Origin of the sequence: Parapedobacter sp. 2B3, from assembly GCF_041925275.1 — a bacterium.
GTDB lineage: Bacteria > Bacteroidota > Bacteroidia > Sphingobacteriales > Sphingobacteriaceae > Parapedobacter > Parapedobacter pyrenivorans_A.
Genome location: NZ_JBHEUZ010000017.1, coordinates 47,357 through 73,664, shown reverse-complemented (window position 1 = coordinate 73,664; position 26,308 = coordinate 47,357). Strand labels below are relative to the sequence as shown.

16 protein-coding genes are annotated in these 26,308 nt (G+C 52.2%); 12 read left to right on the top strand and 4 right to left on the bottom strand.

Features of this window, described 5'->3' with window-relative positions:
• The 4 genes from ilvE to ACEVG1_RS17145 all read right to left on the bottom strand — a co-directional run bounded on the left by ilvE (position 1) and on the right by ACEVG1_RS17145 (position 3,757).
• Complete coding sequence (gene ilvE, locus ACEVG1_RS17160; RefSeq protein WP_374744953.1) at positions 1 to 915, bottom strand: branched-chain-amino-acid transaminase; 915 nt, start codon at positions 913 to 915, stop codon at positions 1 to 3.
• A 325-nt stretch (positions 916 to 1,240) separates the two neighbouring features.
• The gene (gene atpC, locus ACEVG1_RS17155) at positions 1,241 to 1,504 is read right to left on the bottom strand and encodes an ATP synthase F1 subunit epsilon (protein WP_374744952.1); all 264 of its coding nucleotides are present in this window, start codon (positions 1,502 to 1,504) and stop codon (positions 1,241 to 1,243) included.
• 12 nt (positions 1,505 to 1,516) lie between these two features.
• The gene (atpD, locus tag ACEVG1_RS17150) at positions 1,517 to 3,019 is read right to left on the bottom strand and encodes a F0F1 ATP synthase subunit beta (RefSeq protein WP_374744951.1); all 1,503 of its coding nucleotides are present in this window, start codon (positions 3,017 to 3,019) and stop codon (positions 1,517 to 1,519) included.
• A 132-nt stretch (positions 3,020 to 3,151) separates the two neighbouring features.
• On the bottom strand, positions 3,152 to 3,757 hold the full coding sequence (locus ACEVG1_RS17145) for a hypothetical protein (protein ID WP_374744950.1): 606 nt from the start codon (positions 3,755 to 3,757) through the stop codon (positions 3,152 to 3,154).
• A gap of 190 nt (positions 3,758 to 3,947) precedes the next feature.
• On the opposite strand from ACEVG1_RS17145, the gene rhaT reads away from it, so the two are divergent.
• From rhaT to ACEVG1_RS17085, 12 genes are all read left to right on the top strand, one after another.
• Entirely contained in the window at positions 3,948 to 5,030 is a 1,083-nt protein-coding gene (gene rhaT / locus ACEVG1_RS17140) for an L-rhamnose/proton symporter RhaT (protein ID WP_374744949.1), read from the top strand.
• A gap of 105 nt (positions 5,031 to 5,135) precedes the next feature.
• Positions 5,136 to 7,262 carry a bifunctional aldolase/short-chain dehydrogenase gene (locus ACEVG1_RS17135; RefSeq protein WP_374744948.1) on the top strand — a complete coding sequence of 709 codons (2,127 nt, stop codon included), beginning with the start codon at positions 5,136 to 5,138 and terminating at the stop codon, positions 7,260 to 7,262.
• Positions 7,263 to 7,348: 86 nt separating this feature from the next.
• Positions 7,349 to 8,623, top strand: a complete 1,275-nt coding sequence (locus ACEVG1_RS17130; protein WP_374744947.1) for a TIM barrel protein — start codon at positions 7,349 to 7,351, stop codon at positions 8,621 to 8,623.
• Positions 8,624 to 10,006: an FGGY-family carbohydrate kinase gene (locus ACEVG1_RS17125; RefSeq protein ID WP_374744946.1), complete on the top strand. Its 1,383-nt coding sequence runs from the start codon at positions 8,624 to 8,626 to the stop codon at positions 10,004 to 10,006. It abuts the gene before it with no gap.
• Complete coding sequence (locus ACEVG1_RS17120; protein ID WP_374744945.1) at positions 10,003 to 11,160, top strand: alpha-hydroxy-acid oxidizing protein; 1,158 nt, start codon at positions 10,003 to 10,005, stop codon at positions 11,158 to 11,160. Before ACEVG1_RS17125 ends, ACEVG1_RS17120 begins: the two co-directional genes overlap by 4 nt.
• Before the next feature lie 48 nt (positions 11,161 to 11,208).
• Positions 11,209 to 12,291: an SGNH/GDSL hydrolase family protein gene (locus tag ACEVG1_RS17115; protein WP_374744944.1), complete on the top strand. Its 1,083-nt coding sequence runs from the start codon at positions 11,209 to 11,211 to the stop codon at positions 12,289 to 12,291.
• Positions 12,292 to 12,304: 13 nt separating this feature from the next.
• Complete coding sequence (locus ACEVG1_RS17110) at positions 12,305 to 14,455, top strand: phosphocholine-specific phospholipase C (RefSeq protein WP_374744943.1); 2,151 nt, start codon at positions 12,305 to 12,307, stop codon at positions 14,453 to 14,455.
• Between the two features lie 169 nt (positions 14,456 to 14,624).
• Complete coding sequence (locus ACEVG1_RS17105) at positions 14,625 to 17,879, top strand: PVC-type heme-binding CxxCH protein (protein WP_374744942.1); 3,255 nt, start codon at positions 14,625 to 14,627, stop codon at positions 17,877 to 17,879.
• A 33-nt stretch (positions 17,880 to 17,912) separates the two neighbouring features.
• Positions 17,913 to 20,579 (top strand): DUF6797 domain-containing protein, encoded by a 2,667-nt coding sequence (locus tag ACEVG1_RS17100; RefSeq protein WP_374744941.1) that lies wholly within the window; start codon positions 17,913 to 17,915, stop codon positions 20,577 to 20,579.
• 218 nt (positions 20,580 to 20,797) lie between these two features.
• Entirely contained in the window at positions 20,798 to 21,388 is a 591-nt protein-coding gene (locus ACEVG1_RS17095; RefSeq protein ID WP_374744940.1) for an RNA polymerase sigma factor, read from the top strand.
• An 85-nt stretch (positions 21,389 to 21,473) separates the two neighbouring features.
• The gene (locus ACEVG1_RS17090) at positions 21,474 to 22,643 is read left to right on the top strand and encodes a FecR family protein (protein WP_374744939.1); all 1,170 of its coding nucleotides are present in this window, start codon (positions 21,474 to 21,476) and stop codon (positions 22,641 to 22,643) included.
• Between the two features lie 239 nt (positions 22,644 to 22,882).
• Positions 22,883 to 26,308: a SusC/RagA family TonB-linked outer membrane protein gene (locus ACEVG1_RS17085; RefSeq protein ID WP_374744938.1), complete on the top strand. Its 3,426-nt coding sequence runs from the start codon at positions 22,883 to 22,885 to the stop codon at positions 26,306 to 26,308.

Here is a 26,308-nt window from a genome sequence, read left to right as displayed (position 1 = left end):
TTATATAATCACTTCGTAATTCTCTTTCTCTAATGTTAAATTCTTGTAAGCACGTTGTATCGTAGCGCCCAGCGTGTCGCTCCATGTTTCAGGGAATGTTACCTCGTCTACCGCTGCAATACCCACGATGCCGGTAGCCGTACCGGTTAGGAACGCACTATCAGCCGCTTTCAGTTCATCGGGTGTCAATTGTTTTTCCACCACGTCGATATTGAATATACCCGCGAGCTCGATGACCGCCTGCCTCGTAATACCGGGGAAGATATGGCCCGCGGCCGGCGTGTATAGGGTGGTGCCTTTTTCAATGAACAGGTTGTTGCTCGATGCCTGTGCTACATACCCCTCGTGGTCCAATAGGATGGCCTCGTCAAAACCGCGCTTGGTGGCCTCGGTGGTCGCTAGGATGGAAGCGACGTATTGGCCAGCTACCTTAGCCGCCATCGGTACGGAGTATGGCGAAGGCCGCCGGTAGGGCGATAGCGTGGTTCGGATCAGGTCAGTGCCTAAGAAAGGTCCCCATTCCCATGCGGTAATGACGATGCTCGAATTGCTCGCCGGGGTAAGGTACATGTTGGGCCCACTGGTAACCAATGGGCGGATGTAGGCACTCCGCAGGTTGTTCCGTTCGAGCAGTTCGTAGGTCTTGTCTACCAGTACGTCGGTTTCCCATCGGAAGCCAATGCCGACTTCCTCGCAGGAGCGACGGAGGCGCTCATAATGCTGCTCGGCCCTGAACAGGCGTGTGCCGTTGTGCGTATTGTACGCCCGGATACCCTCGATAGCCGAAAATCCGTAGTGAACCGATTGGCCGAACAGATCGGTGCTTGCGGCTTCGGCTTTGACGAACTGGCCGTCCAAATAAACCCATGCATTTTTATCGAAGTACTCCATTACTTCCCAACCAAATTCTATCAATTACTACGCTTGACTTTTAACTTCATCAAGGTATGACCTTTATTTATTATTGGCAATAGTAAACTGTGTGTTTTTTGAAACAGAACATAATTTTATATTGTTAGACAAATCAAAATATTATTTTGTTTTGTTTTGTATTATTGATATTTATATTTGACATATATATACCAAATCCAATTTCGGTATTCAGTACAATTTTTTCGTGCTTGTCAATACGTACCGAAATTCTGCGTAAAATCGGTGCGGCACCGGGAAGAGTTGCCAAAAAACAAGCCCCCCGGTAACGTACGTACCGGGGGGCTCCTGCTATGTTTTCTCTTGCGTTTTAATTGCTGGCTTTTGGCTTTTCTGATATCCCTTCGGCGAGTACGGTGACGTTGTTGTGGATCACTTCCACGACTCCGCCGATAATATCAATGACCTCTTCCCCTTTCCCGGTGCGTACGATGACCTTGCCGCGCTCTAATGTAGAAACAATTGGCGCGTGGTTTTCCAGTACTTCGAAAGCACCTGCGGTACCCGGTACGGTCACCGATATGATATCGCCTTCAAAAACCGGCTGGTCTGGGGTAATGATGGTAAGTTTCACGTCGATTTACGTTTATACAGCTTCTGCCAACAGTTTCTTGCCTTTTTCGATTGCGTCGTCGATGGAACCCACCAAGTTGAAGGCCGCTTCGGGATACTCATCTACCTCGCCATCGATGATCATGTTGAACCCTTTGATGGTATCTTTGATGTCTACCAATACGCCTTTTAAACCAGTGAATTGCTCTGCCACGTGGAATGGCTGTGACAGGAAACGCTGTACACGGCGGGCGCGATGTACGGTTAACTTATCCTCTTCAGACAGTTCATCCATACCAAGGATGGCGATAATGTCTTGCAATTCTTTGTAACGCTGAAGGATTTCCTTCACCCGTTGTGCGGTATTGTAGTGCTCTTCGCCCAAAATAGCCGGGCTTAATATCCGCGAGGTAGAGTCCAGCGGATCCACGGCGGGGTAGATACCCAACTCAGCGATTTTACGGGAAAGTACCGTAGTGGCATCCAAGTGGGCAAACGTTGTTGCCGGCGCGGGGTCCGTCAAGTCATCGGCCGGCACGTATACGGCCTGTACCGATGTGATTGAGCCGCGCTTGGTGGACGTGATACGCTCTTGCATAAGGCCCATTTCGGTCGCCAACGTAGGCTGATAACCAACCGCTGATGGCATCCGGCCCAAAAGTGCCGACACTTCAGAACCTGCTTGTGTAAAACGGAAAATATTGTCGATAAAGAATAGGATGTCGCGGCCTGCACCTTCGCCGTCGCCATCGCGGAAGTATTCGGCGATGGTTAGCCCCGAAAGGGCTACCCGGGCACGTGCACCGGGAGGCTCGTTCATTTGTCCGAATACGAAGGTCGCTTTAGAGTCCTTCATTTCTTCGGTGTTCACTTTTTCCAATGGCCATTCGCCCTTTTCCATGCCCTCGAGGAATTCATCACCGTATTTGATGATGCCCGATTCAAGCATTTCGCGGAGCAGGTCGTTACCTTCACGGGTACGCTCGCCGACACCGGCAAATACGGAAAGGCCGGCGTATGCCTTGGCGATATTATTGATCAATTCCTGGATGAGTACGGTTTTCCCAACACCGGCACCGCCAAAGAGGCCGATTTTACCACCTTTTGCATAAGGCTCCAACAAATCAATCACCTTGATGCCCGTAAGCAATACTTCAGTTTCTGTAGAAAGGTCCTCGAATTTCGGTGGGTCGTTGTGGATACTGCGGCCACTTGATTTGTCAAGTTCCTGGATCCCGTCAATCGCGTCACCCACCACATTGAATACCCGCCCTTTGATGCTTTCGCCGACAGGCATTTTGATGGGAGCCCCTGTGTCTACCACCTTCATCCCACGGGTGAGGCCTTCGGTGGCATCCATGGCGATGGTGCGCACGCGCTCTTCACCGAGGTGCTGCTGCACCTCTAAAACAATACGCTGACCATTCTCTTTCTCGATTTCCAACGCATCGTAGATCTTGGGGAGCTTGGCATTTTCGGAGAAACTGACGTCGACCACCGGGCCGATGATTTGGGCTATTTTTCCAATATTGGACATACTATCAGGAACTAAAATTTTATAAACCAATCTAATAAAGGCAAATCAGGCGCCTCGATTTTGGTCTGCAAAAATACGCTTTAAAGAATTAAAAGCAAATATAAATTCAAACAAATATTCGGTTGTTTACGGTCACATCCGCTTATTGATTTCGTCTTGCAATTGGCGCTTCAGTTTCTGTTCTTTTTCCATGGCTTTTTTGCGGTGTTGTTCAAATTCGTCTTGCAGATCCCCGATGGCTTTCTTGGTATCCCGTGTAACCACGTGGCTTTGGTTGAAGCGGTAAATAAAAACGGCCAGCGCCGCAGCCAGCAGCAGTACAATTCCCCACATAATGAGGCTATAGGTAGCCTTTTTAAGTGAAATGCCGATAAAGGAAAAGCTGTCTTTCTCCTGTTGGGCGGTCTGGAGCTCCTGCCGCACGAGCACCAGCGAATCGGTCATGGCATCCACCATGGCCTGTTGATTGCCGTCTTTTGACTTCAAATCCGTTATTTCCTTCGTGAGTGCACGGATCGTGTCGGCCACATTTTTCCGAATCTGCTCCAGGTTGGGCCGGCGAACATGCTCAATGCCATTCTGCGTCCGTGAAATCGCATAAAGGTAAACGAATTGGCTATCGAGGGTGCCGCTGGTGAGCGAGCCCTTCGGTGGCACGCGCGTTGCCGTAGCTTGGCCAAAAACGTTTCCAATTGAAAAAACAGCCATCAGGATAACTAGCAATGTAAAGTTTCTCATGTTCGTCAGTTGTATTGTTTTTTAATTTTAAGAACACGATATTACGGGTTTTATTGTCTAAATGGAAATCCGAAGGCAAAAAAGTGGTCCGCCGATCTTAAACATGACAGCCCATAACAGTTCGTATTTTCATCTTTTCTATCTTGCGCTGTTTTTATAACTAAATGACCATAAATTTAACCGTATTGATATGCAAGCACTAGCAGGCGTTTTTTTTCATTTTGTTGGCGGTTTCGCTTCCGGTAGCTTTTACGTGCCTTATAAGAAGGTAAAAGGTTGGGCCTGGGAGAGCTTCTGGATTGTGGGGGGGCTATTTTCGTGGTTGATCGTACCGCCGTTGGCGGCTTACATTACCATTCCGGGGTTTGCCGATATCATTAGGCAAGCAGACAGCAGCACCTTGGGCTACTCGTTCCTGTTTGGCCTTCTTTGGGGCGTCGGTGGCCTCACCTACGGATTGGGTGTGCGGTACCTGGGCGTGTCATTAGGTAGTAGTATCATCCTGGGCCTTACGATGGTATTCGGTTCGCTGGTGCCTTCTATTTATTACTATTTTGCCGGCAGTGAAGGAAAAGAAACCATTGATTTGTTTTTCACCACGACATCGGGCCGGACGGTATTGATCGGTCTTGCAGTCTGTATCTTTGGTATCTATCTCTGCGGTAAGGCGGGCGTGCTGAAAGAAAAGGAGCTGACGGTGGGTACAGCCGATGCCAGCGGGAATAAGGACTATAAATTCGGGCTGGGGTTGATCGTTGGTATCGTATCGGGCGTACTCAGTGCTTGTTTCAATTTTGGGTTGGAGGCGGGTAAGCCGATGGCCAATGTAGCCAACGACCTTTGGAAAGCAGCCAATCCCGGGCAGGGGGAATTTCTTTTCCAGAATAATGTGACCTATGTAGTTGTCCTTTGGGGCGGGCTTACCACTAATTTCCTTTGGTGCATGTTCCTGAACGCACGCAACAAAACGTTCGGCGATTATGTCAATACCAAGACACCCATCGCGCGCAATATCTTGTTCTGCGCATTGGCCGGAACCACGTGGTACTTGCAGTTTTTCTTTTACGGAATGGGCGAAAGCCGCTTGGGCAATGGACCAAGCTCGTGGATACTGCACATGGCGTTCATCATCCTCATCGCCAACGCGTGGGGTGTCATTTTGCGCGAATGGAAAGGGGTCGGTAAGAAAACGTATGCGACCATTATAGGTGGTATCGCCACCATTATCCTATCCATCATATTGGTGGGGTTTGCGAGGACATTGGAGTCGTAAGTCGTAGGTTCCGGTTATAGATGATAAGCCTGACGCCCGTAGGGTAAGAAGAAAACACAAGAGCAAGAAAAGAATCATTCAAAAAACGAATAAACAATAAGTAAGATGTCAAATATCATTGAGAAAGACGCATTCAAACATGTAAGTTATTTATGGGATCACGCGGAGGCCGCTGAATTGGAGGGAGACGAGGTGGCGCTTTTGCTCTACCGATCCAACCTACTGGGCGCGGATTTACGTCTGACGAACTACGGTGGCGGCAATACTTCCTGTAAGGCTGTTGCCAAAGACCCGCTTACGGGAGCCGATACCGAGGTGATGTGGATCAAGGGTTCGGGTGGTGATATTGGTACACTCACGCGCAGCGGCCTTGCGGCCTTGTATGTGGACCGCTTACGGAGCCTCAAGCAGGTATACCGCGGCATCGACCATGAGGATGAGATGGTGGAGCTTTTCAACCACTGTATTTATGATTTACAGTCAAAGGCTCCATCCATAGACACGCCCCTGCATGGTTTCCTCCCGTTTAAGCACATCGACCACCTCCACCCCGATGCGGCGATCGCTATTGCTGCCGCCAAAGATGGCAAGCGCATCACCCAAGAACTGTTTAATGGCGAAATCGGTTGGGTTGAATGGCAGCGGCCGGGATTCGACTTGGGGTTGCAACTAAAGCAATGCCTGGATGATAGTCCAGGTATCCGGGGCATCATGCTCGGGTCGCACGGCTTGTTTACGTGGGGCGATACGGCATACGAGAGCTATGTGAATACATTGACGGTCATCGAGCGTTGTGCCGAATACCTGGAGGCCAACTACGGCAAGCAGCGGCCCGTCTTCGGCGGTGCCAAGATTGCGGATGTCGATGCCGACAACCGGAAAAAGCAGGCCGCAGCATTGGCTCCGATCCTTCGCGGGTTCTGTTCGTCCGAACGCAGTATGGTAGGACATTTCACCGATGACCCGCGGGTGCTGGAATTTATCAACTCCAACGACCTCGGCCGCTTGGCGCCGCTAGGTACCAGTTGCCCCGATCACTTTCTACGCACGAAGATCAGTCCGCTGGTTCTTGATTTGGCACCCGATGCCGACCTGTCGGACGCTGAAGCGCTGAAAATACAGCTTGCACCGGCGTTTGAAGCTTACCGGTCCATGTACAAAGCGTACTACGAGACCTGTAAGCATCCCAATAGCCCCGCCATGCGTGATCCCAATCCGGTGATTATCCTTTATCCGGGCATCGGTATGTTTTCGTTTTCAAAAGACAAGCAGACGGCACGCGTGGCTGCCGAATTTTATACCAATGCCATCAACGTGATGAAGGGTGCCGAGGCTATCTCCGAATATACCTCGTTGCCCCGGCAGGAAGCGTTTGACATCGAGTATTGGCTGTTGGAAGAAGCGAAATTGCAGCGTATGCCCAAACCCAAGCCCCTCTCTGGCAAGATTGCCCTGATAACAGGGAGCGCGGGCGGTATCGGCAAAGCCATTGCCAAAAAGTTTGTGCAGGAGGGAGCTGTTGTGGTGCTCAACGACCTCAATGCGGAGCGGTTGGAAGAAGCAGGTAAGGAATTTCAAGGCGCATTCGGCAAAGATGCCTATGCCACGGCGTTGCTGGATGTAACCCATGCAGACCAGATACAACAAGCGTTTGACACCGCGGCGCTTGCGTTCGGTGGTGTCGATATCGTGGTGAATAACGCGGGTCTTTCCATATCGAAATCGATCGGGGACCACACGCAAAAGGATTGGGATTTGCTGTATGATGTGTTGGTAAAGGGCCAATTCTTGGTTACGCAAGCAGCAGTGGCTGTATTGAAGAAGCAGGCAATCGGCGGCGATATCATCAATATCGTTAGTAAGAACGCACTGGTAAGCGGCCCCAACAACGCGGGCTATGGCTCGGCTAAGGCCGCCCAGTTGCACTTGAGCCGGTTGAATGCAGCCGAACTCGGAATCGACCGCATCCGCGTGAACGTGGTGAACCCGGATGCCGTGATCAGCGACAGTAATATCTGGGCTGGCGGATGGGCGGAAGGCCGTGCCAAAGCATACGGCGTCACGGTGGCGGAACTTCCCGCTTACTATGCGAAGCGTACGCTGCTTAACGAAATCATCCTACCAGATGACATCGCCAATGCGTGCTTTGCCTTTGCGAGTGGTCTGTTGAATAAGTCGACCGGCAACGTGCTGAATGTCGATGGGGGCGTAGCGATGGCATTTGTAAGGTAATTATCTTTTTTTCGCAGTATTGTCAGCTCAATTGACTCCCTAGGTGATTGGTTGACAATTCTGCTTACTTTTGTTAAGGAACTATTATGAATATCGATAAAAATCAAGTAGCAACGCATAACCAACGATTGATAAAGGCGCAGCAACGCCGTTTTGAGCGGTTGGCAGAAGAACTGCCCAATGCGCCGGACATCGTAAGCAAATTGGTTGATTTCCAGGTGGCCATCCCGAGTTGGGCTTTAGGGACAGGAGGTACACGTTTCGGCCGTTTTTCCGGAGGTGGCGAACCGCGTAACTTGGAAGAGAAAATAGCCGATATCGGGTTGTTGCATGCCCTAAATCGGTCGAGCGGTGCCATTTCATTGCATATCCCATGGGATATTCCCGAAGACTACGAAGCGATACGTACCCTCGCCGACCAACATGGATTGGCGTTTGACGCCATGAATTCCAACACCTTCCAGGACCAGCCCGGCCAAGCGCACAGTTACAAATTCGGTTCCATGCAGCACGTAGACCGCGCCGTGCGCAAGCAGGCCGTCGACCATAACATCGAGGTCATCAAACACGGTGTAGAGCTGGGGTCGAAGTCATTGACGGTATGGCTGGCTGACGGTTCAAGTTTCCCGGGTCAACTAAACTTCCGCCAGGCTTTCCAAAACACCCTCGAAAGCTTGCAGGAGGTATACGCGGCGCTGCCCGCCGACTGGAAGATATTTGTGGAGTACAAGGCATTTGAACCCAACTTCTATTCGACGACGGTGGGCGACTGGGGGCAGTCATTGCTTTATGCCAGCAAATTGGGCGACAAAGCCTATACCTTGGTCGATTTGGGCCACCACCTGCCCAACGCCAATATTGAGCAGATTGTATCCTTGCTGTTGATGGAAGGTAAACTAGGAGGCTTCCACTTCAATGATTCCAAATACGGGGATGACGACCTCACCACCGGTAGCATCAAACCTTACCAACTGTTCCTGATATTCAGCGAATTGGTAGAAGGAATGGATGCACGCGGTATGGACCATGCGAAGGATTTGGGATGGATGATCGATGCCTCGCACAATCTGAAAGATCCGTTAGAAGATTTAATCCAATCAGTCGAGGCGATTTTGATCGCTTACGCACAGGCGTTGCTTATCGATCGCGATGCGCTACACGAAGCGCAGGCGACAAATGACGTTGCCCGCGCACAAGAAGTGCTGCAACAGGCATTCCGCACCGACGTGCGCCCATTGGTTGCCGAGGCGCGCCTGCGTGCTGGAGCGGCCTTGAATCCGATTGAACTCTACAGGGAATTGAACGTGCGCGGCGAATTGGTCAAGGAAAGAGGAGCAAAGACGGTAGCGACGGGGTTATAGATGAAGAAACAAGTCATAGCGATATTTGACGTTGGGAAGACCAACAAAAAGCTCTTTCTGTTCGATGAGCGTTATAAAATCGTGTTCGAGCGGTCGGCGCGGTTTACCGAGACGGAGGACGAGGATGGCGACCCCTGTGAAAACTTGGAAAGCCTGCGGTTATCGGTGTTCGATTCCTTGCACGAAGTGTTCCGGAGGCCCGAGTTTGACGTGCGGGCCATTAATTTTGCGGCATATGGCGCCAGTTTGGTGTATGTGGACGAGAACGGGAAACCGCTCGCCCCGCTATATAACTACCTGAAACCTTATCCGGAACAATTGCAGCGGCATTTTTACGAAACTTACGGCGGCGAGGAGAAAATGGCGTATTCCACTGCCTCGCCCGTACTGGGAAGCCTCAACTCGGGTATGCAACTCTATCGGATCAAGTATGAGAAGCCGGCGCTGTTCGAACGGATCCGTTACGCCCTACATCTACCACAATACCTGAGTTTCCTGGTGTCGGGCCGCATGTACTCTGACATGACGAGCATTGGCTGCCACACACAGCTTTGGGACTTCGGCAAGGACGAATACCACGAATGGGTGCGTAGCGAGGCGCTCGATGAGAAGCTGGCACCCATCGTTGCGGGTGACGACATTTTCCCAGCCTCGTTTCCGGGCAACGGATATGGCGTGGGGGTAGGGCTGCACGATAGCTCGGCTGCCCTGATACCTTACTTGGTGAGTTTCCACGAGCCGTTTGTGCTGATATCGACGGGTACGTGGTGCATCAGTCTCAATCCGTTTAACCATACACCGCTCACCAAGGTAGAATTGGAGGCCGATTGCCTTTGCTATATGCATTACCAGGGTACCCCCGTGAAAGCGTCGCGCCTTTTTGCCGGTTATGAACACGAGCAACAGGTGAAGCGCATTGCGGAGCATTTTGGCCAGCCTACCAGCCGCTACCGCAATATGGCATACAACCCCCGTACTGTGGCCAAGCTCCGTCAGGAGACTTCCGGTCCGGCACCTATCGGCAGCAAGGTGTCTGCTTTCGCCCAACGCAGCCTGTCAGATTACGCCTCCTATGAGGAAGCCTACCATCGATTGATCATGGACTTGATCGACCTGCAGGTGATTTCCACCGGACTGGCGATAAAGGGTTCCGAAGTAAAGCGTATTTTTGTGGATGGTGGATTCAGCAAGAACGCTATCTTCATGAATTTGCTGGCCAACGCTTTTCCGGAGATGGAGGTTTTTGCCGCTTCCATGGCACAAGCCACCGCGGTAGGGGCCGCTTTGGCCATCCACGCTGCATGGAATAAGCAACCGTTGCCAAATGATCTGATAGAACTGCGTTTTTACGCACATTCGAATGAAAACAAAGAACAGCAATGAATCCTGAGCTATTGAAATACAATCCCCAATATCCATCGGTACAAGACCTGAAAAGGAAAGCAAAAAAACGTATTCCCAAGTTTGCGTTCGACTACCTCGAAGGGGGATGCAACGATGAGCTGAATCTGTGGCGCAACGAGGCTGATTTCCGTGATATCCAGCTGATCCCCCGGTATCTCAAAAAGCATCACGGGGTCGATATGCGGACAGAATTATTCGGCCACGTCTACGATGCACCCTTCGGCATATCGCCTATCGGCCTACAAGGCCTGATGTGGCCCAATGCTCCGGAAATATTGGCCAAGGCCGCATTGAAGCACAACGTGCCCTACACCTTGAGCACCGTATCTACGAGCAGCATCGAACGCATTGCGGAAGTGTCGGAGTCCCGGTTTTGGTTCCAGTTATACCATCCCACCGAAAACAGGCTGCGCGACGATATCCTTCGCCGTCTCGAGGCCGTGCAATGCCCGGTTTTGGTGGTATTGGTCGATGTGCCTTCGTTCGGATTGCGCTATCGCGAAATCAAGGCGGGCCTTTCCATGCCGCCCAAGATGACGATCAACAACTTCCTCCAGGCGGCCATACGGCCTACGTGGGCATTTGAGACCCTCCGGGTGGGCATACCCGAGTTTGCTACGTTGAAGCCTTATATGGACAAGAGCCTCAACCTTAGTCAACTAGGTAAGTTCATGAACGCCACTTTTACCGGCAGGGTCGATGTTGATAAGGTGAAAGCCATCCGGGACCTGTGGAAAGGCAAACTGGTCATCAAAGGGGTCGTATGTGATGAAGACATGGAAGCGAGCATAGGTTTGGGGGCAGATGGCGTGATTGTATCCAACCACGGCGGTCGGCAGATTGATGCTGGAGAGTCAACCATCAAGCCATTGAAGGGTTTGGCTGATACATATGGCGACCGGATAAAGGTAATGATCGATAGCGGGCTGCGCTCTGGTCCGGATATTGGCCGTTCATTGGCCTGTGGAGCGGATTTTACATTCATGGGAAGGCCATTTATGTATGGCGTTGCCGCGCTGGGTAAGCGTGGGGGAGACCATACCATTGCATTGCTGAAAGCCCAACTGAAACAGGTGATGGAGCAGGTGTGCTGCGAGAAGATAGACGATTTTCCGGGTACGTTGGCCGGATAGTCACCATTTTTTGCCATTTTTGAGGGCGAGTAGACACATCAACTGATTATGAACGTCGTTAAACTAGCCTCCATCATCGGCTTCTTAGGATGCTGGCTACCTGTATTAGGCCAACTAAAGTACCATAGCGTCGAGTCACTGCCCTTGTTCGGAAAGATGACCGACCAAACCGAGACCCGCTATGAGCGGTTGCCCGCAGCGCTGAAAACGCAGTCGCGCGAACCGGTGTGGGGACTCGGTAAAAATACGGCCGGATTGTACCTGCGGTTCCGGTCGAACACCACCGCCATGGGGTTGAAATGGACGCTGTACCAAAACCGCATGATGAACCATATGACAGAAACCGGCATCAAAGGGTTTGATCTGTATTGCCTGGATGAGGGAAAATGGGTATTCGTCAATTCCGCCCGCCCGCAGGTAAACAGCCTAACCAATGAGGCCAGGATCGTTGCCAACATGGATACCACTTTCAAGGAATTCATGCTTTATTTTCCGTTATACGATGGTGTGGTGGATTTGCAGCTCGGCGCTGATTCGTCGGCTACCATCGCTCCGCCCTTGGCAGGCCTTCCGGTTGCTGATAAGCCTGTAGTATGTTACGGCACCAGCATCCAGCAGGGCGGATGTGCTTCCCGCCCAGGGATGGCCCACCTTAATATATTGAGCCGTCGGTTTAATCGCGAGTTCGTCAATCTCGGGTTTAGTGGCAATGCAAAGCTCGACTACGAAATAGCGGAGCTTATCGGCCATCGGGAGGCTTCGTTGATCGTGCTCGATTTTATGCCCAACGTAGGCGTGGAACTGATTGAAGAGCGATTGGAAAAATTTTATCGTATTGTGCGGCAGAAGGCCCCCCACACCACCATATTGTTTGTGGAAAACCCACTCTATCCGCAGGCAGCGTTCGACCGCCGCGTACGGCAGACCATAGCCGATAAGAATGCCGCGCTACACACCGTGTTCCATCGGCTAATCGCCAGTGGTGAGCAGCACATCCACATTGTTCCGGCATTGGGGATGCTCGGCACCGACAATGAAGCCACGGTGGACGGCGTCCATTTCACCGATTTAGGATTTATGCGGTACGCCAACCACCTATATCCGTATATCGAACAGTATATGAACCATTGACGCGAGAATAACCATGGGAAAATTACATCGGAGAGATTTCATCAAGCTATCAGCTACTGCCGGGCTTACCGGTGCACTGTGGGAGCCACTGCTGCAACGGGCCTTGGCAGTGGAAGCGCATAATGCAACCCGGTCTATCAATGACGTGGAGCACATCGTTATCCTCATGCAGGAAAACCGGTCGTTCGATCATTATTTCGGAACTATGCGCGGTGTGCGTGGGTTTGGCGACCGTTTCCCTATCCCGCTGGCAAGCGGCCATCGGGCATTCCACCAATCGGATGGGAAGCAGGTTGTACCGCCTTACCGGGCGAATAAAAACACTTCCAATGCCGCGTTAATCAATGGAACCCCACACAATTTTCCGGATACGCAGGCTGCCTGGAACCAGGGTAAATACGGGTTTTGGCCGCTGTTCAAAACCCCTTATTCCATGGCCTATTATACACGCGAAGAGATCCCGTTCCAATATGCCATGGCCGAATATTTCACCATCTGCGATGCGTATCATTGCTCCATAGCCACAGGCACCGACCCCAACCGGATCGTGTTTTGGTCGGGATCGGTGCACGATCCTGAAATGCGGGCGGCGGGTATCAACTGTACCGATGCCGATTCGGAACCGGTAAACCTGCGTTGCTGGATTAAGGGCCATATGCCCGAACCGGGCTATACTTATCAGGGAAGTGCCTTCACCTGGCCCACCATACCGGACGTATTGCAAAAGGCGGGCATCAGCTGGCGTATTTACCAGGACCCCAACGATAATTGGACGGGGGCCATGCATGGTTGTCTGGCATTTGAGAGTTTCCGGAACGCGAAACCGGGATCGCCGATTTATGAAAACGGCATGAGGCATTGGTCGATAGAGGACCTTACCAATGATGTGAAAAACGGTACTTTGCCACAAGTGAGTTGGGTGTTGCCCTCCCAAAGCAATTCAGAACACCCGGGAGCACCGTCTAGCCCTTACCGGGCGGCTGATTTCACGCACGAGGTGCTCGCGGCCATCACGGCCAACCCCGAGGTGTGGAGTAAGACCGTATTCTTTCTAACATTTGATGAGAATGATGGCCTTTTTGATCACCTGCCGGCGCCCGCTGTGCCTTCTTACAACCTCGATAACACCCTTGCGGGTAAGTCAACAATGGAGCTGGCAGGTATGTATTTCCACAACGACAAGGATAACTTGGCGGATACGGAGACCAATCGTGTCTACATTGACAAGCGGGACACCATCTCCGGCAACCTGCGGCCGTGGGGTATGGGACCCCGGGTGCCGATGTATATCCTGTCGCCCTGGAGTAAAGGGGGATGGGTAGACTCGGCCGTAGCCGACCACACCTCGGTGGCGCAATTTATCGAGAAACGGTTTGGCGTAACGGTGCCGGCCATATCGCCCTGGCACCGTGCCGTAAGTAGTGATCTCACATCGGCATTTGATTTTGTCACGCCCAATGACCCGAAATTTCCCGTTATGCCAGATACGTCTGGATTTGAAGCCATCGATGCTGCTTCGAAGACGTTACCCAAAGCGGTCGCCCCCGAAAAGCCATCGCAGCTCTATCAGGAAAAAGGAACCCGGTTATCGCGGGCGCTACCCTATGCCTTGCATTGCACACTTCACTACCTACGCGAAGAACGGCAGGTGCGACTGGTTTTCGAAAATAAAGGAGCGAAGGGGGCGGTTTATCACGTATATGATCTGAACCGGCTTGAGCAGATACCGCGCCGATACACGGTAGAGGCCGCTAAATCACTGGCCGACGAGTGGGATGCCGCCGAAACGGGTGGCGCATATGATCTCGAAGTGTATGGGCCCAATGGTTATTTCCGCAAGTTTGCCGGAAACATCCATGCGGTTGAACCGGAGGTACAATTGGATTACGATCAACGCAAAGGGGGGATTTCCATACAGTTGAAACATCCATTGCAAACATCGCTAGCGGTAAAGCTCATCGCCAACGCTTACGGGTACCCTGCATCGGAGACGTTAACCGTTGCGGCGGGGCGGCGGCTGAAGAAGCATATACCGTTGAAAAATAGCGCGAACTGGTATGACTTTACGGTGCAAGCGGCAGATGGGTTTTCATGCCGTTTTGCCGGACGGGTAGAGACGGGTAAACATGGCGTCAGCGATCCGGCCATGGCGACAACCCTTTAGCGGCTATTTCAAATAACTAAGTTGGGCTGAGTTTGCTTACTTCAGGTAAGCACAGGACGCGGAAATCCAATCGTTTTACTTTCTTTGGTATCGACAGTATGGGCACCGCCCCGTAGGCCTTTTTGGCCATTTAGCTTGGATTATTTACTATTATTATCGGTGTGCGACAATGAATAAAATCTTATACGGCGGCTTAGTATTAGCGGTCATCACTTTTGTTTTATCCTGCCGGAAGCAGACGGAAGTTTGGCCTTTCAAACCTGCTCCCGGAAGTAGCATCGTTGTTGTGGGCAATTCGTTTGCCGAAGGTCTGCAGCGAAGCAATTATTTCGAGACGCTCCTACACCGGAGTTTCCCGGAACATCACCTACGGGTGCGTAACCTGGGATGGAGTGCCGACGAAGTGAACCTCCGTCCGCGTCCGTTGAATTTTGGTACACTGCAGGAGCACCTGCATCAACAGGGTGCCAACGTAATCATCGCCTGCTTCGGCATGAACGAATCGTTCAAAGGACCGGATAGCCTGGCGGCATTTAAGGACGACCTGCGGGCCTTCCTCTCCGACCTGCAGGGGCACAGCTATGACGGCAAGACGCCCCCGCAGATTATCCTTGTATCGCCCGTTGCCCATGAGGCACTGGGTGGTTTCCTGCTCGACCCAACCGAACACAATAAGTCGCTGAAAGCGTATACCCGCGGCATGCACCAAGTGGCACAGTCGCTCGACATCCCGTTCATCGATCTTTATACACCCACTAAGAAGCTGATGGAAGCGGGCAGCGATTCGCTGACGAGCAATGGTATCTATCTCACGGACCGCGGGTATCGCATCGCCAGTGAGCTCATGGCCAGTGCACTGGACCTGCCCGTTGCCCGTTGGCCGGCCGATGCGCACGCGGCCGGGTTGCAGGAGCTTGTGGCTACCAAGAACCAACATTTTTTTTACCGCCATAAGGCGCAGAATGGCGAGTACATCTACGGTCGTCGGCGCGACTGGGCGGGGGGCGGGGCGCTCCCCACCGAACTGCAGGAGATTGACCGTATGGTCGTGCTGCTGGATAGCCTCGTATGGGCTGGCGCCGGTGAAAAGACGACCGTCGACAAGCAAGCCCTGGAGCGGGTAGTATCCTTCGGCCATGCGCAAGGCCTACATGCGGCCGTGCCCGCCACTACCCCGAAAGACCTGGAGGTCGCCAAATCGCAGTTCGTGTTGCAGGATGGCTACCAGATTGAGCTGTTTGCCTCCGAAGTGGACTTCCCGTTGGCCAACCCGGTGTCGATTGCGTTCGATGCACAGGGTCGCCTATGGGTGGCTACCATGCCATCCTATCCGCATTATACGCCCGGCAACCCACCCAACGACAAGATCATCGTACTGGAAGACACGGATGGCGACGGCAGGGCCGATAAGCACACGGTATTTGCCGATAGTCTGTACCTCCCCCTGGGTTTCGAGCTGGGCGATGGCGGGGTGTACGTCACCCAGGCGCCCGACTTTATTTTCCTGAAAGATACCGACGGCGACGGAAGTGCTGATTTCCGGCAGGTACTGCTCTCGGGGTTCGGTACCGAAGATTCGCACCACACGCTCAATACCTATGAATGGGGTCCCGACGGGGCGCTGTATATGCACATGGGCACATTCCTGCATACCCAAGTAGAAACCCCTTATGGACCGCGTCGGGGCGCTTATGGCAACACGTGGCGGTATGAGCCGCGCACCATGAAATTCGACGAGTACATCTCATATCCTTATGCCAATCCTTGGGGCAGTGTTTTCACCCGGGACGGCACGCACCTTATTGCCGATGTATCCACGGGGATGAACTACTTCGCCCCGCCGCTCACGGTGGCCATAGACTACCCTAAGAAGCACGTTGGCATGAAAGATTTCCTCACCTCGCCGTCTAAACCGAAGACCTGTGGTTTGGAAATCGTGTCGAGCCGGGCATTTCCCGATAGCGTGCAGGGTAACGTACTTTTCAATACGTTCATCGGCTTTCAGGGTATCCGGCAGCACAAGGTATCCGAATCGGGGAGTGGTATCGTTGGGCATGAGACCGTTCCATTGTTGCAGTCCAAAGACCCCAATTTCCGCCCGGTCGACCTGCAGTTTGGTCCGGATGGTGCCCTGTACGTGGTTGATTGGTACGACCCCATCATCCAGCACGGGGAGCAGGCCTTCCGCGACCCGATGCGCGACCACGCACGGGGTCGTATCTGGCGGATTACGCACCGGGATAAGCCTACACTACAGCCGGTCGATCTGAGCCATATGGATATCGACGGGTTGCTAAACCAGCTCAAGGTTCCCGAAGATCGTACGCGCTACCGTGCGAGGCGGCAACTCCGTGAATTTCCTGTTGGTCAGGTGCTTCCCGCCGTGGAGAATTGGGTAGCTCGGCTTGACGCCACAGACCCGGAGGTGGAGCGGCACCGTTTGGAAGCACTATGGGTATACCAACAATTAAATGTTGCCAACGAGCGGCTTCTTGAAGCACTGCTGGCCAGCGGAGACCAGGCTATCCGTACGGCGTCCACACGGGTGCTGTTCTACTGGTCCGACCGGATCAAGGGGGCGTTCGATAGGCTTATCGCCCTTTCTGCCGATCCGTCGCCACGGGTACGCTTGGAAGCAATCGTAGCACTGAGCCACTTCAAGTCCGAAAGGACTGTGCAGGCGCTGCTGGCAGCCACCGAAAAACCCGTGGATGATTACATCGGCTACGCGCTGGTCGAATCGTTCAAGCACCTTAAGCCGGTATGGATGGAGATGTTCGAGAAAGACAAGCAGTTCCTTGCCAACGAACCCGAAAAGGCTTACGCATTGCTTAGGCCGTTGGCTTCGGCGCAGGAGCTGCAGGTGCCGGGCTTCATCATGGACGACCCGGCCTATCCCAAATATGGTGTGGAACCGCTTTCTGCGGCCGACTTCGAACAGCTGGCGGGCGTGGTGGCCGTGGAACGATTCCGCGAAGACCACCGCGATATCCTGGAACCCGCCGCCCCGGCATCAGCAGTTGCTGCAGTATCCGGGAAGGAGCTGGGCGAGGTTGTCATCCGCCTCAAGGCACTGCCTGGCAAAATGGCTTTCGACCAAGTGACCCTTACCGTGCCCCATGGTAAATCGGTATCGCTGCTGTTTGACAATAGCGACCAAATGCCCCACAACATCGTGGTAGCCAAGCCGGGGAGCCTGGAGAAGGTCGGTGCCGCCGCTGATGCGATGGCCAGCTTGCCAGATGCCTACGAAAGGCAGTTCATCCCCGATATACCCGAAGTGCTGTTCGCCACCCCGCTGGTCAATGCGGGTGAAACCTACCAGCTCGATTTCGTGGCACCCGATACACCGGGCAATTACCCATTTATCTGCACATTCCCTGGCCACTGGCAGATTATGCGAGGTGTCTTCACAGTTAACTGAGGGATGTTGCTAATAAAGTGGTTCTTTTGGCTTGTGGCGTTTTCCATATGGGTAGGCTGCGAAGGGCGGCATACGGTGGTAACGGCCAACGATTTTGAAACGGCTGAAATAGGCCCCTTCGTGGAACCGGGGTTCCCCTTCATCACGGGGCCTTTGAATTCAAATAAACTAGGTCCGGGATTCCCGCAGCGCAACAGCGCTGCGCGTACACTGGCTATCAACCTCGGGGATAGCGCCTACGTGGGGTTCGATATGGACTTGCTGCGGTGGTCGGTGGCTTGGGAAGGTGCGTTCCTGCCCATGGTAACGATGGCCCAGATTTCGTACGATGATTTTTTCAATAAAGGCGACCAAATCCCGGCGATCTTGGGCACACCCAAACTAGCGACGGGCGAATATGCAGGTTGGAGCATCGGCATGCCGAGTTTCCAGGATCCGAGGGATCTGTCGGACGGCACGGGGCGGCATCGGTACGGACCGCTCCCTGAACGCATCGGCCGGTGGAATGGTGTGTATTTAAAAGGCGATGACGTTGGGCTTTCCTATACCATCGGTACGACAGACATCATGGAACATCCCGGTAGTACGCGTTTCGGGGAAGAAGCCGCTTTTTCGCGGACCTTCCGGTTGGACGGGCTGGAGCAAGGGCTGTATCTCCATGTTGCCGAGGTTACGGATGGTTCCCGCACGGAAACGGCTGGCTCCGTACTTTATATCTACCATGGCGAAACCTGTGACACCGTTACCGCGATCGGGGTGGTGGCAGATCACGAAGGCGGCTTGGTACCCGCCGCCATAGACCACCGGTACGTTACGGTTTGTTTCCCGCAAACAGACAAACGTGTGGAAGCGAAAGTGGTGCTATGGCGCGGACCTATCGCAAAGCGGGATGCTTTCTTGGATATGGTTGGCAGAACCAAGGTCGATATGCCCGATTTTGGCCGTGGCGGGCCAGCTTATTGGAAGGAAACCGTTTATACGCGGGGCCAGTTATCTCCGGATACGGCTGCATACGTTACCGATATATTGACCCTCCCGGTCCCGAACCCATGGAAACGGAATGTGCGGGTAGCCGACGTTGCTTTTTTTAACGGCCAGCGCGCCGCCGTGGTTACCTTCTCGGGCGATGTATGGATCGTAGACGGAATCGATCGCAGCCTGAAGCGGCTGGAATGGCGCCGGTTTGCGTCGGGTCTGTATGAACCGATGAGCATCGAAATCGTGGATGGGATGGTGTATGTTTTCGGGAAGGAAGGGGTGGTGCGGCTGCATGATCTGAACGAGGACGGCGTGGCGGATTACTACGAGAATTTCTGCAATCAGATGGAGCAGTCGCTGCATTCGCGCGAATGGGCAGGGGATATGGTGGCGGCACCCGGCGGTGGGTTTTACATCGCAAAAGGCGGTATCGGCGGCTCGTCGCAGCGGGGTACGGTGATGAAGATAGCTGCCGATGGGCGGCATGTGGAAACTATTGCCACCGGGCTCCGTGGACCGTATATCGGTATCCACCCCACAAAAGGGATGCTGTCGGCCTCCGACCAGCAGGGTAACTACGTGCCTTCCACGCCCGTCCTCCTGGTAGGGAAGGGCGATTATTTCGGTTTTCCCACCTCGCCGGAAGATCACCATGCTACCATCAAAGAACCCCTCACCTGGATTCCCCACCGTGTCGACCGGTCGGGCAATAGCCAGCGTTGGATCACCGGAGGGAAGATGGGACCGCTGGATGAACAGATGATCCATTTCTCGTTTGCCCGCCCGGGTCTGTTCAAGGTGCTGATAGACAGTACGTCAAACGCGGTACAGGGCGGTGTGTCGTTCATAAGGGCAAACTACCCGGCCCCAACTCAAAAAGGGGCCATCAATCCGCGTGATGGCCAGCTTTACGTCACTGGCTTCAACCTGTGGGGGTCAAGCTCGCCGGGCGTATCGGCATTTGTGCGTTTGCGGTATACCAGACAGCCCTTTTATTTGCCCGGCCAATTCAAGGCAGGCCAGCAGGGCATCGTACTGCGGTTTGGTGTAGCGCTGGATTCCGCATGGGCCGTAAATCCAACGAATTTCCAAGTTAAAAGATGGAACTATAAACGTACACGGGAATATGGCTCAGGCCATTACAAGCTCGATGGCACACCGGGTGAGGAGGTGATGCCCGTATGGTCGTCGCACATCTCAGCAGACCGGAAGGCGGTGTTGGTGGTTGTTCGGGACATGACGGAGGTCATGCAGATGGAACTGTTATATAACCTGCGGTCAGAAGCGGGAGCGACCTTGCACGACGGCTTTTGGTTTACGGTGAATGAGGTGGAAGAAATCGATTTGGCAGGTGCCGGGTTCAATACACCGATAGACTGGTCCGTGGCTCCCTCCACAGGCTTTTCAGCAGCTACTGTCGAACTGCGTCCCTCCATAGAAAACGGGGCGCAACTTTTCGTGGCTTCGGCCTGTTCTGGTTGCCATTCGTCCGGTACAGAAACAGACGGGTTTTACGGCCCACCGCTCAAGGGCATTTATGGGTCCAACCGCCCATTTGAAGACGGCACGTCGCAACGAGCGGACGAAGGGTATATCAGGGAATCCGTTTTGGAACCGTCCAAAAGGGTTGTTCAAGGCTATGGTGCCGAGATGCCTTCCTATTTAGGTGTCCTTTCCAAGAGCGATATCGAATCGCTGGTGCTGTACATTAAATCGTTGTAGTAGCCGCACTCAATGGGAGCCTTCGCTGGTCGCACGGTGTGTTGCTAAAGCAATCTTGGGCCGATCTGTTTTAAGACGAGGGCCGGGGCAACGGCGAAAATTGAACAATCGTTTGCGTTCGTGAACCTCTTGCAAAATTAAATCTTACCGCGTATTATTGATTGGAATTTGGGAAAATCCATAACTCAAATAGGTGAACCAATTGATTTAAACGGGTGATGAATGGTGAGGACCAACTGAGAGAACGTCGATTGTTGATGCAATTGCGGGAGGGAAATGTGAAAGCCTTTGAACAGCTTTATTTCGCTTATAGCAAAAGACTGTACGGCAATATATGGAAGATGGTGAAGTCCGCCGAGGTGGCAGAAGAAATTTTACAAGAGGTTTTTCAGCGCGTATGGGAAAGGCGGACACGTATTGATGTAGATAAATCATTCAAATCTTTTCTATTCACCATTGCTAAGCACCTTGTCTGCGACTTTTTTTATCAGCAGACCAAACGACGGGATATCGAGGCATACCTGGTCGTCACGTCCAGCGAATTATACCAGCATATCGACGAAGAACTGGCTTATAAAGAATCTGAATCCATCCTCTCCAAGGCAATTGACCAGCTTCCACTACAACGAAGAAAAGTCTATACACTGTGCAAAATCGAGGGGAAGAGTTATGAAGAGGCGGGCAAAATCCTGGGTATATCCACATCGACCATCAGCGATCATATAGTCAAAGCCACGAAGTCGCTCAAACTTCATTACCAGGGAGTGCATGTCGTTTCGATGTTGCTAGCCTTTATATTTATACCCTAGCACGATATAACGAACGGTCCGTAAAAAAAAATCGTAGGGGAGCAGAGGACATAGCCGCCAAATCCGTATTACTATAAAGCGGCAAGTGAATCATAGCGAACATATACGTCAATTATTTCAAAAGTACCTGAACAATTCCTGTACGCCAGCAGAGGCGCAAGAACTGTGGCAGTTCATGCAATCCGGTGAAAAACGGGATTACTTGGAGCACTTGATCGAGCAGCAGCTGCAAGATGAACATGCTGAACTGAACCCAGCCGTTGAAGATGCCGTAAAAAATGTGTTTGACAAACTCCGGTTGGAACCCATGCCTAAAAAGAAAGGGAGAAAGACCTATCTCTTTGCGGCTGCCGCCTGTATACTGATTACCTTATCTTATTTGTCCCTACAGTACATCAAAAGCAATGACGAAGCGGGCTACACCGTACACAATGATATTGCGGCCGGTGGTAATAAAGCGACCTTAACCCTATCAGATGGGGCCATACTATCCCTGGATGACCACACCATTGGCAACCTAGTGGCTAAAGAAGGTATCACCATCCAAAAGACGGCAACGGGGCAGCTCGTGTACCATGTTGATGGTGAGAAAGTGGCGGAACCGATGCTGAATACGGTTAGCACCCCGCGGGGCGGCCAGTTCCAGGTATTACTTCCGGATGGCACGAAAGTTTGGCTCAATGCATCCTCATCACTGACGTTCCCAACGGTGTTTGATGAGAAGGAACGTAAGGTTAGCCTATCGGGAGAAGGTTATTTCGAAGTATCTACACAGCAGCGCGGTGGCCATCGGGTTCCGTTTATCGTAGAAACCGCATCCCAACGGATTGAAGTGCTGGGAACGCATTTCAATGTGAATGATTATGCCGACGAAGGAACATGTAATACAACGCTCCTGGAAGGAAGCGTGCGGATTATAGCAGCCGAACAGTCTATCGTACTGAAGCCCGGCCAGCAATCGAAGGTAGGCCATGAGACGGTTACGGTTGCCACGGTAGATGTGGAATCTGCTGTCGATTGGAAGAACGGCGACTTCCTGTTTGCCGACGAAAGCCTGAAAAGCATCATGTTAAAAATTGCCCGGTGGTATGATGTTGATGTTGTTTACGAAAAGGATATGCCCACGGAAAGATACAGCGGGCTCATCGCTAGGTCAAAGAACCTTTCGGAAGTACTACACATTCTCAAATTATCCGGCGCATTGGAAGCGAGGATAGAAAACCGGACCGTGTATTTATCGACCGTAAAAGACTAGGTAACTAACTGGAATGATAACTTAACCATTCACATGATGAGAAAAAGAAGACCAAGCTAATCAAATAAAAAACCGGAAATGCCCGCCAGCATCTCCGGGGTCGTTGGGAAACGTTTAATCCAACTTTACGAATCAAATTAATTATTAACCCCAAACTTCACAAAGATATGTATTTTAATCTTTGCAGTGATAGCTATCATGCTACCCGCATGTTCCACTATTCAAAAGTAATTTTGCAGATGAAACTAATCGCCCTCTTCATCTTGATCACCTGCATGCAGGCAGGGGCTTCTGTACTTGCGCAACAAGTGACGTTGTCCGAAAAGGATGCATCCATGCAGAAAGTGCTGCGGGAAATCCGTAGGCAGAGCGACGTGGATTTCATCTTTAAGACCAGTCAGATCAACAAGACAAAACCGGTGACCATCCATGTGAAGAACCGGCCGTTAGCGGAAGTGCTCGACGCCATTTTTTCGGACCAGCCGGTGGATTACGCGCTGGACAACGAAACAATCATCGTACGTGACAAAAAGACGTACGTTCCAAGCAAACCATTGACCGAAGCGGCACAAATGCGTGTTTCGGGTACCGTTACCAATACACATGGCAACCCGCTTGCGGGTATCAGTGTGCGGGAAGAAGGCACGAATAATGGCACGGTGACAAGCGAAAATGGCGCATTTTCATTAACGTTAACCCAATCGCCCGCCACGCTTGTCTTTACGTCGATCGGATACGTCAGCCAAGAGCAGCCCGCTCAATCCGCTCCGATGAACATTGTGCTGGAAGATGACCTGGGCAGCATCGATGAAGTGGTGGTGGTCGGTTACGCTACGCAGAAGAAAGCCAATCTAACGGGAGCAGTGGCTTCCATCAGTGGTGAACGTTTGGAGAACCGCTCCGTACCTACGCTGACGCAGGCATTGCAGGGAACGGTTGCCAACCTGAACATCTCAACGCCAAACGGTGCTCCCGGAACCCGGCAGAATGTAAACATCCGTGGATTTACAGGCATCAATATCGACGACAACGGCAATAGATCCAATGTGTCTGGGGCACCGCTGATTGTCATTGACGGTGTACAGGGCGGAGACCTGAGCACCATCAACATGAATGACGTGGAGAGCGTGTCGGTACTTAAAGACGCGGCTTCGGCAGCGATCTACGGGTCGAGTGCTCCGTTCGGTGTGATCATCATCACCACCAAAAAAGGCAAAGCGGGCAAACCTCTCATCACCTACAACAATAACTTTGGTTTCTCGGCACCCACCAACCTGCCGCAGTATGTCAACTCCCTGGATTTTGCGTTGGCTTTTAACGAGGTGGGCGAAAACTCGTTCTATACCGCAGAGCTGTTCACAAGCGATGTTATACAACGGATAAAAGATTACCAAGCGGGTACGCTCACCGAAGAGACCATAAAAAACCCCAGTTCGGATAACTGGTTGGGTTGGAACGGAGCCAATGCCAACAACGACTGGTTCGATATTTATTTCAAGAATGCCAGCTTCAGCCAGCAGCACAATGTCGGCGTATCGGGCGGTACGGAAAACTCAAGCTATTATGTAGGGTTGGGGTACAATCAGCAAGACGGTCTGTACAACTTTGCCAACGATTCCTACAAGCGTTATAACGGACGGGCAAACCTGTCGTCCAGCCTAACGTCATGGCTCAAGTTCAATTTCCGGGGTGCATTTTCCCGTGCCGAAACAGACAACCCTACCATCTATGGGAATATCAGCGGGGGCAGTAGCTACTCTTACGATTACTTCCACCAATTAGGGCGTACATACCCTACGGTGCCCTTGAGGAATCCCGACGGATACTGGTCAGAGGGTAGCGGAGTAGGCATATTCACCGACGGTGGCCGTGCCAAGTCAAGCAGGGACAATGCCATGCTTACCGGTGAATTTGTGGTAAACTTGCTGCCGGGATGGGATTTTACGGCCAACTATACCTACGACGGGACGTATATCGAGGACAGCAACCACCGGAAAACATTTTACATTGTGAAACCCAGCGGCGAACAACAGCCGCGTGGCGGAAGTTCCCCCAACTATATTGGGCGTAATATGTACAGAAACCAGCACCATACGATCAACGCCTTTACGTCTTACCAAAAAGCATTCGGAGATCACAATTTCAACGCTATACTGGGTTATACGCAAGAACTTTATGACGACCTTAGGTTGAACGGATCCAATGACAACCTATATTCGGATGAAGTGCCGATGATCTCGGTTACCTATGGTGTCAATCGCAATGCGGCGGACTACGCTTCCCAATTGGCCATCCGCGGTGGATTCGGACGTTTAAACTATAACTACCAAGAAAAATACTTGGTGGAACTTAACGGCAGGTACGACGGGACCTCCCGATTCCTGCAAGATGTACGCTACAAGTTCTATCCGGGTATATCCGCCGCCTGGGTACTTTCCAAAGAGTCGTTTTGGGAGCCCCTCCTCCCGTATGTAAACCAGTTCAAGCTGAGGGGCTCGTATGCCAGTCTGGGCGATCAAGCGTTTACGAACAGCCGCTATCCGTTCTATCCGAATCTGATCACCCGGGCGCCAACAGATACCCGCTGGCTATTCAACGGCGGACGGGGATCGTCGGTCGCAAACCCAGGGCTCATCAACTATGACCTCACCTGGATCACTACCAATACCTTGGGCTTCGGTGTGGATGCAGATTTCCTCAGCAACCGGCTCAACGTGAGCTTCGATTGGTATAGGCGGCAAGCCAAAGACTTTGCCATCCCCGGTGATGCGCTTCCGGCGATCCTAGGAACCAGCGCCCCCCGGATAAACGATGCCGAGACCGAAACAAGGGGCCTCGAAATCACGGTGGGCTGGAAAGATAGGGTCAATGAATTTTCGTATGGAGCCGATTTGGTACTCGGTGATTATACCGGCAAGGTCGTTAAGGTCAACAATCCGACGAAACTCCTCGATCGCTTGTGGTACGATGGGATGACGATGGGGGAGATATGGGGATTTGAGACGGAAGGTTTGTTCAAAAGTGAGGACGAAATCAGTACCATCGACCAGTCTTTCATCAATGCAAATTGGTTCGTAGGAGACGTTCATTATAGGGATTTGGACGACAATAACGAAATAAACATTGGAAACAATACCGTCGATAATCCGGGCGATCGGAGAATTATCGGGAATACTACCCCGCGTTATTCGTTCGGATTGAACCTGAACGCGGCATGGAAGGGCTTTGATATCACCGCGTTTCTCCAAGGCGTGGGAAAACGCGATATCATGTTCGATCCCGGAGCAAACTTTTTCTGGGGATTTGTGAGCAATGAATGGCAATCCTCTTACTTTACCGTCCATACCGATCGGTGGACGCCAGACAACCCCAATGGATATTTCCCCCGGGCTTATTTTACAACGGATAAGAACAGGCGGGCACAGACGCGGTACTTGCAGAATGCTGCCTACCTACGTGTGAAGAACGTGCAATTGGGGTACACGTTGCCGCAGTATATGTTAGACAAGGTTAATTTCAAACGGGCACGGTTGTTCGTGAACGTCGAAAACTTGGCGACTTTCACAAACTTGATGAAGATTGTGGATCCGGAGATCGTAAACTCAAACGCGAAGGTTTATCCGGTGCAAAGAACATGGGCCTTTGGCCTGAATGTTACATTTTAA

Excerpts from the sequence above, each read along its gene's own strand:
- ACEVG1_RS17115 (WP_374744944.1), top strand. The coding sequence starts at position 11,209 with ATGAACGTCGTTAAACTAGCCTCCATCATCGGCTTCTTAGGATGCTGG.
- ACEVG1_RS17130 (WP_374744947.1), top strand. The coding sequence starts at position 7,349 with ATGAATATCGATAAAAATCAAGTAGCAACGCATAACCAACGATTGATA.
- ACEVG1_RS17135 (WP_374744948.1), top strand. The coding sequence starts at position 5,136 with ATGTCAAATATCATTGAGAAAGACGCATTCAAACATGTAAGTTATTTA.
- ACEVG1_RS17125 (WP_374744946.1), top strand. The coding sequence starts at position 8,624 with ATGAAGAAACAAGTCATAGCGATATTTGACGTTGGGAAGACCAACAAA.
- ACEVG1_RS17110 (WP_374744943.1), top strand. The coding sequence starts at position 12,305 with ATGGGAAAATTACATCGGAGAGATTTCATCAAGCTATCAGCTACTGCC.
- atpD (WP_374744951.1), bottom strand. The coding sequence starts at position 3,019 with ATGTCCAATATTGGAAAAATAGCCCAAATCATCGGCCCGGTGGTCGAC.
- rhaT (WP_374744949.1), top strand. The coding sequence starts at position 3,948 with ATGCAAGCACTAGCAGGCGTTTTTTTTCATTTTGTTGGCGGTTTCGCT.
- ACEVG1_RS17085 (WP_374744938.1), top strand. The coding sequence starts at position 22,883 with ATGAAACTAATCGCCCTCTTCATCTTGATCACCTGCATGCAGGCAGGG.
- ACEVG1_RS17145 (WP_374744950.1), bottom strand. The coding sequence starts at position 3,757 with ATGAGAAACTTTACATTGCTAGTTATCCTGATGGCTGTTTTTTCAATT.
- ACEVG1_RS17105 (WP_374744942.1), top strand. The coding sequence starts at position 14,625 with ATGAATAAAATCTTATACGGCGGCTTAGTATTAGCGGTCATCACTTTT.
- ACEVG1_RS17120 (WP_374744945.1), top strand. The coding sequence starts at position 10,003 with ATGAATCCTGAGCTATTGAAATACAATCCCCAATATCCATCGGTACAA.
- ACEVG1_RS17095 (WP_374744940.1), top strand. The coding sequence starts at position 20,798 with ATGAATGGTGAGGACCAACTGAGAGAACGTCGATTGTTGATGCAATTG.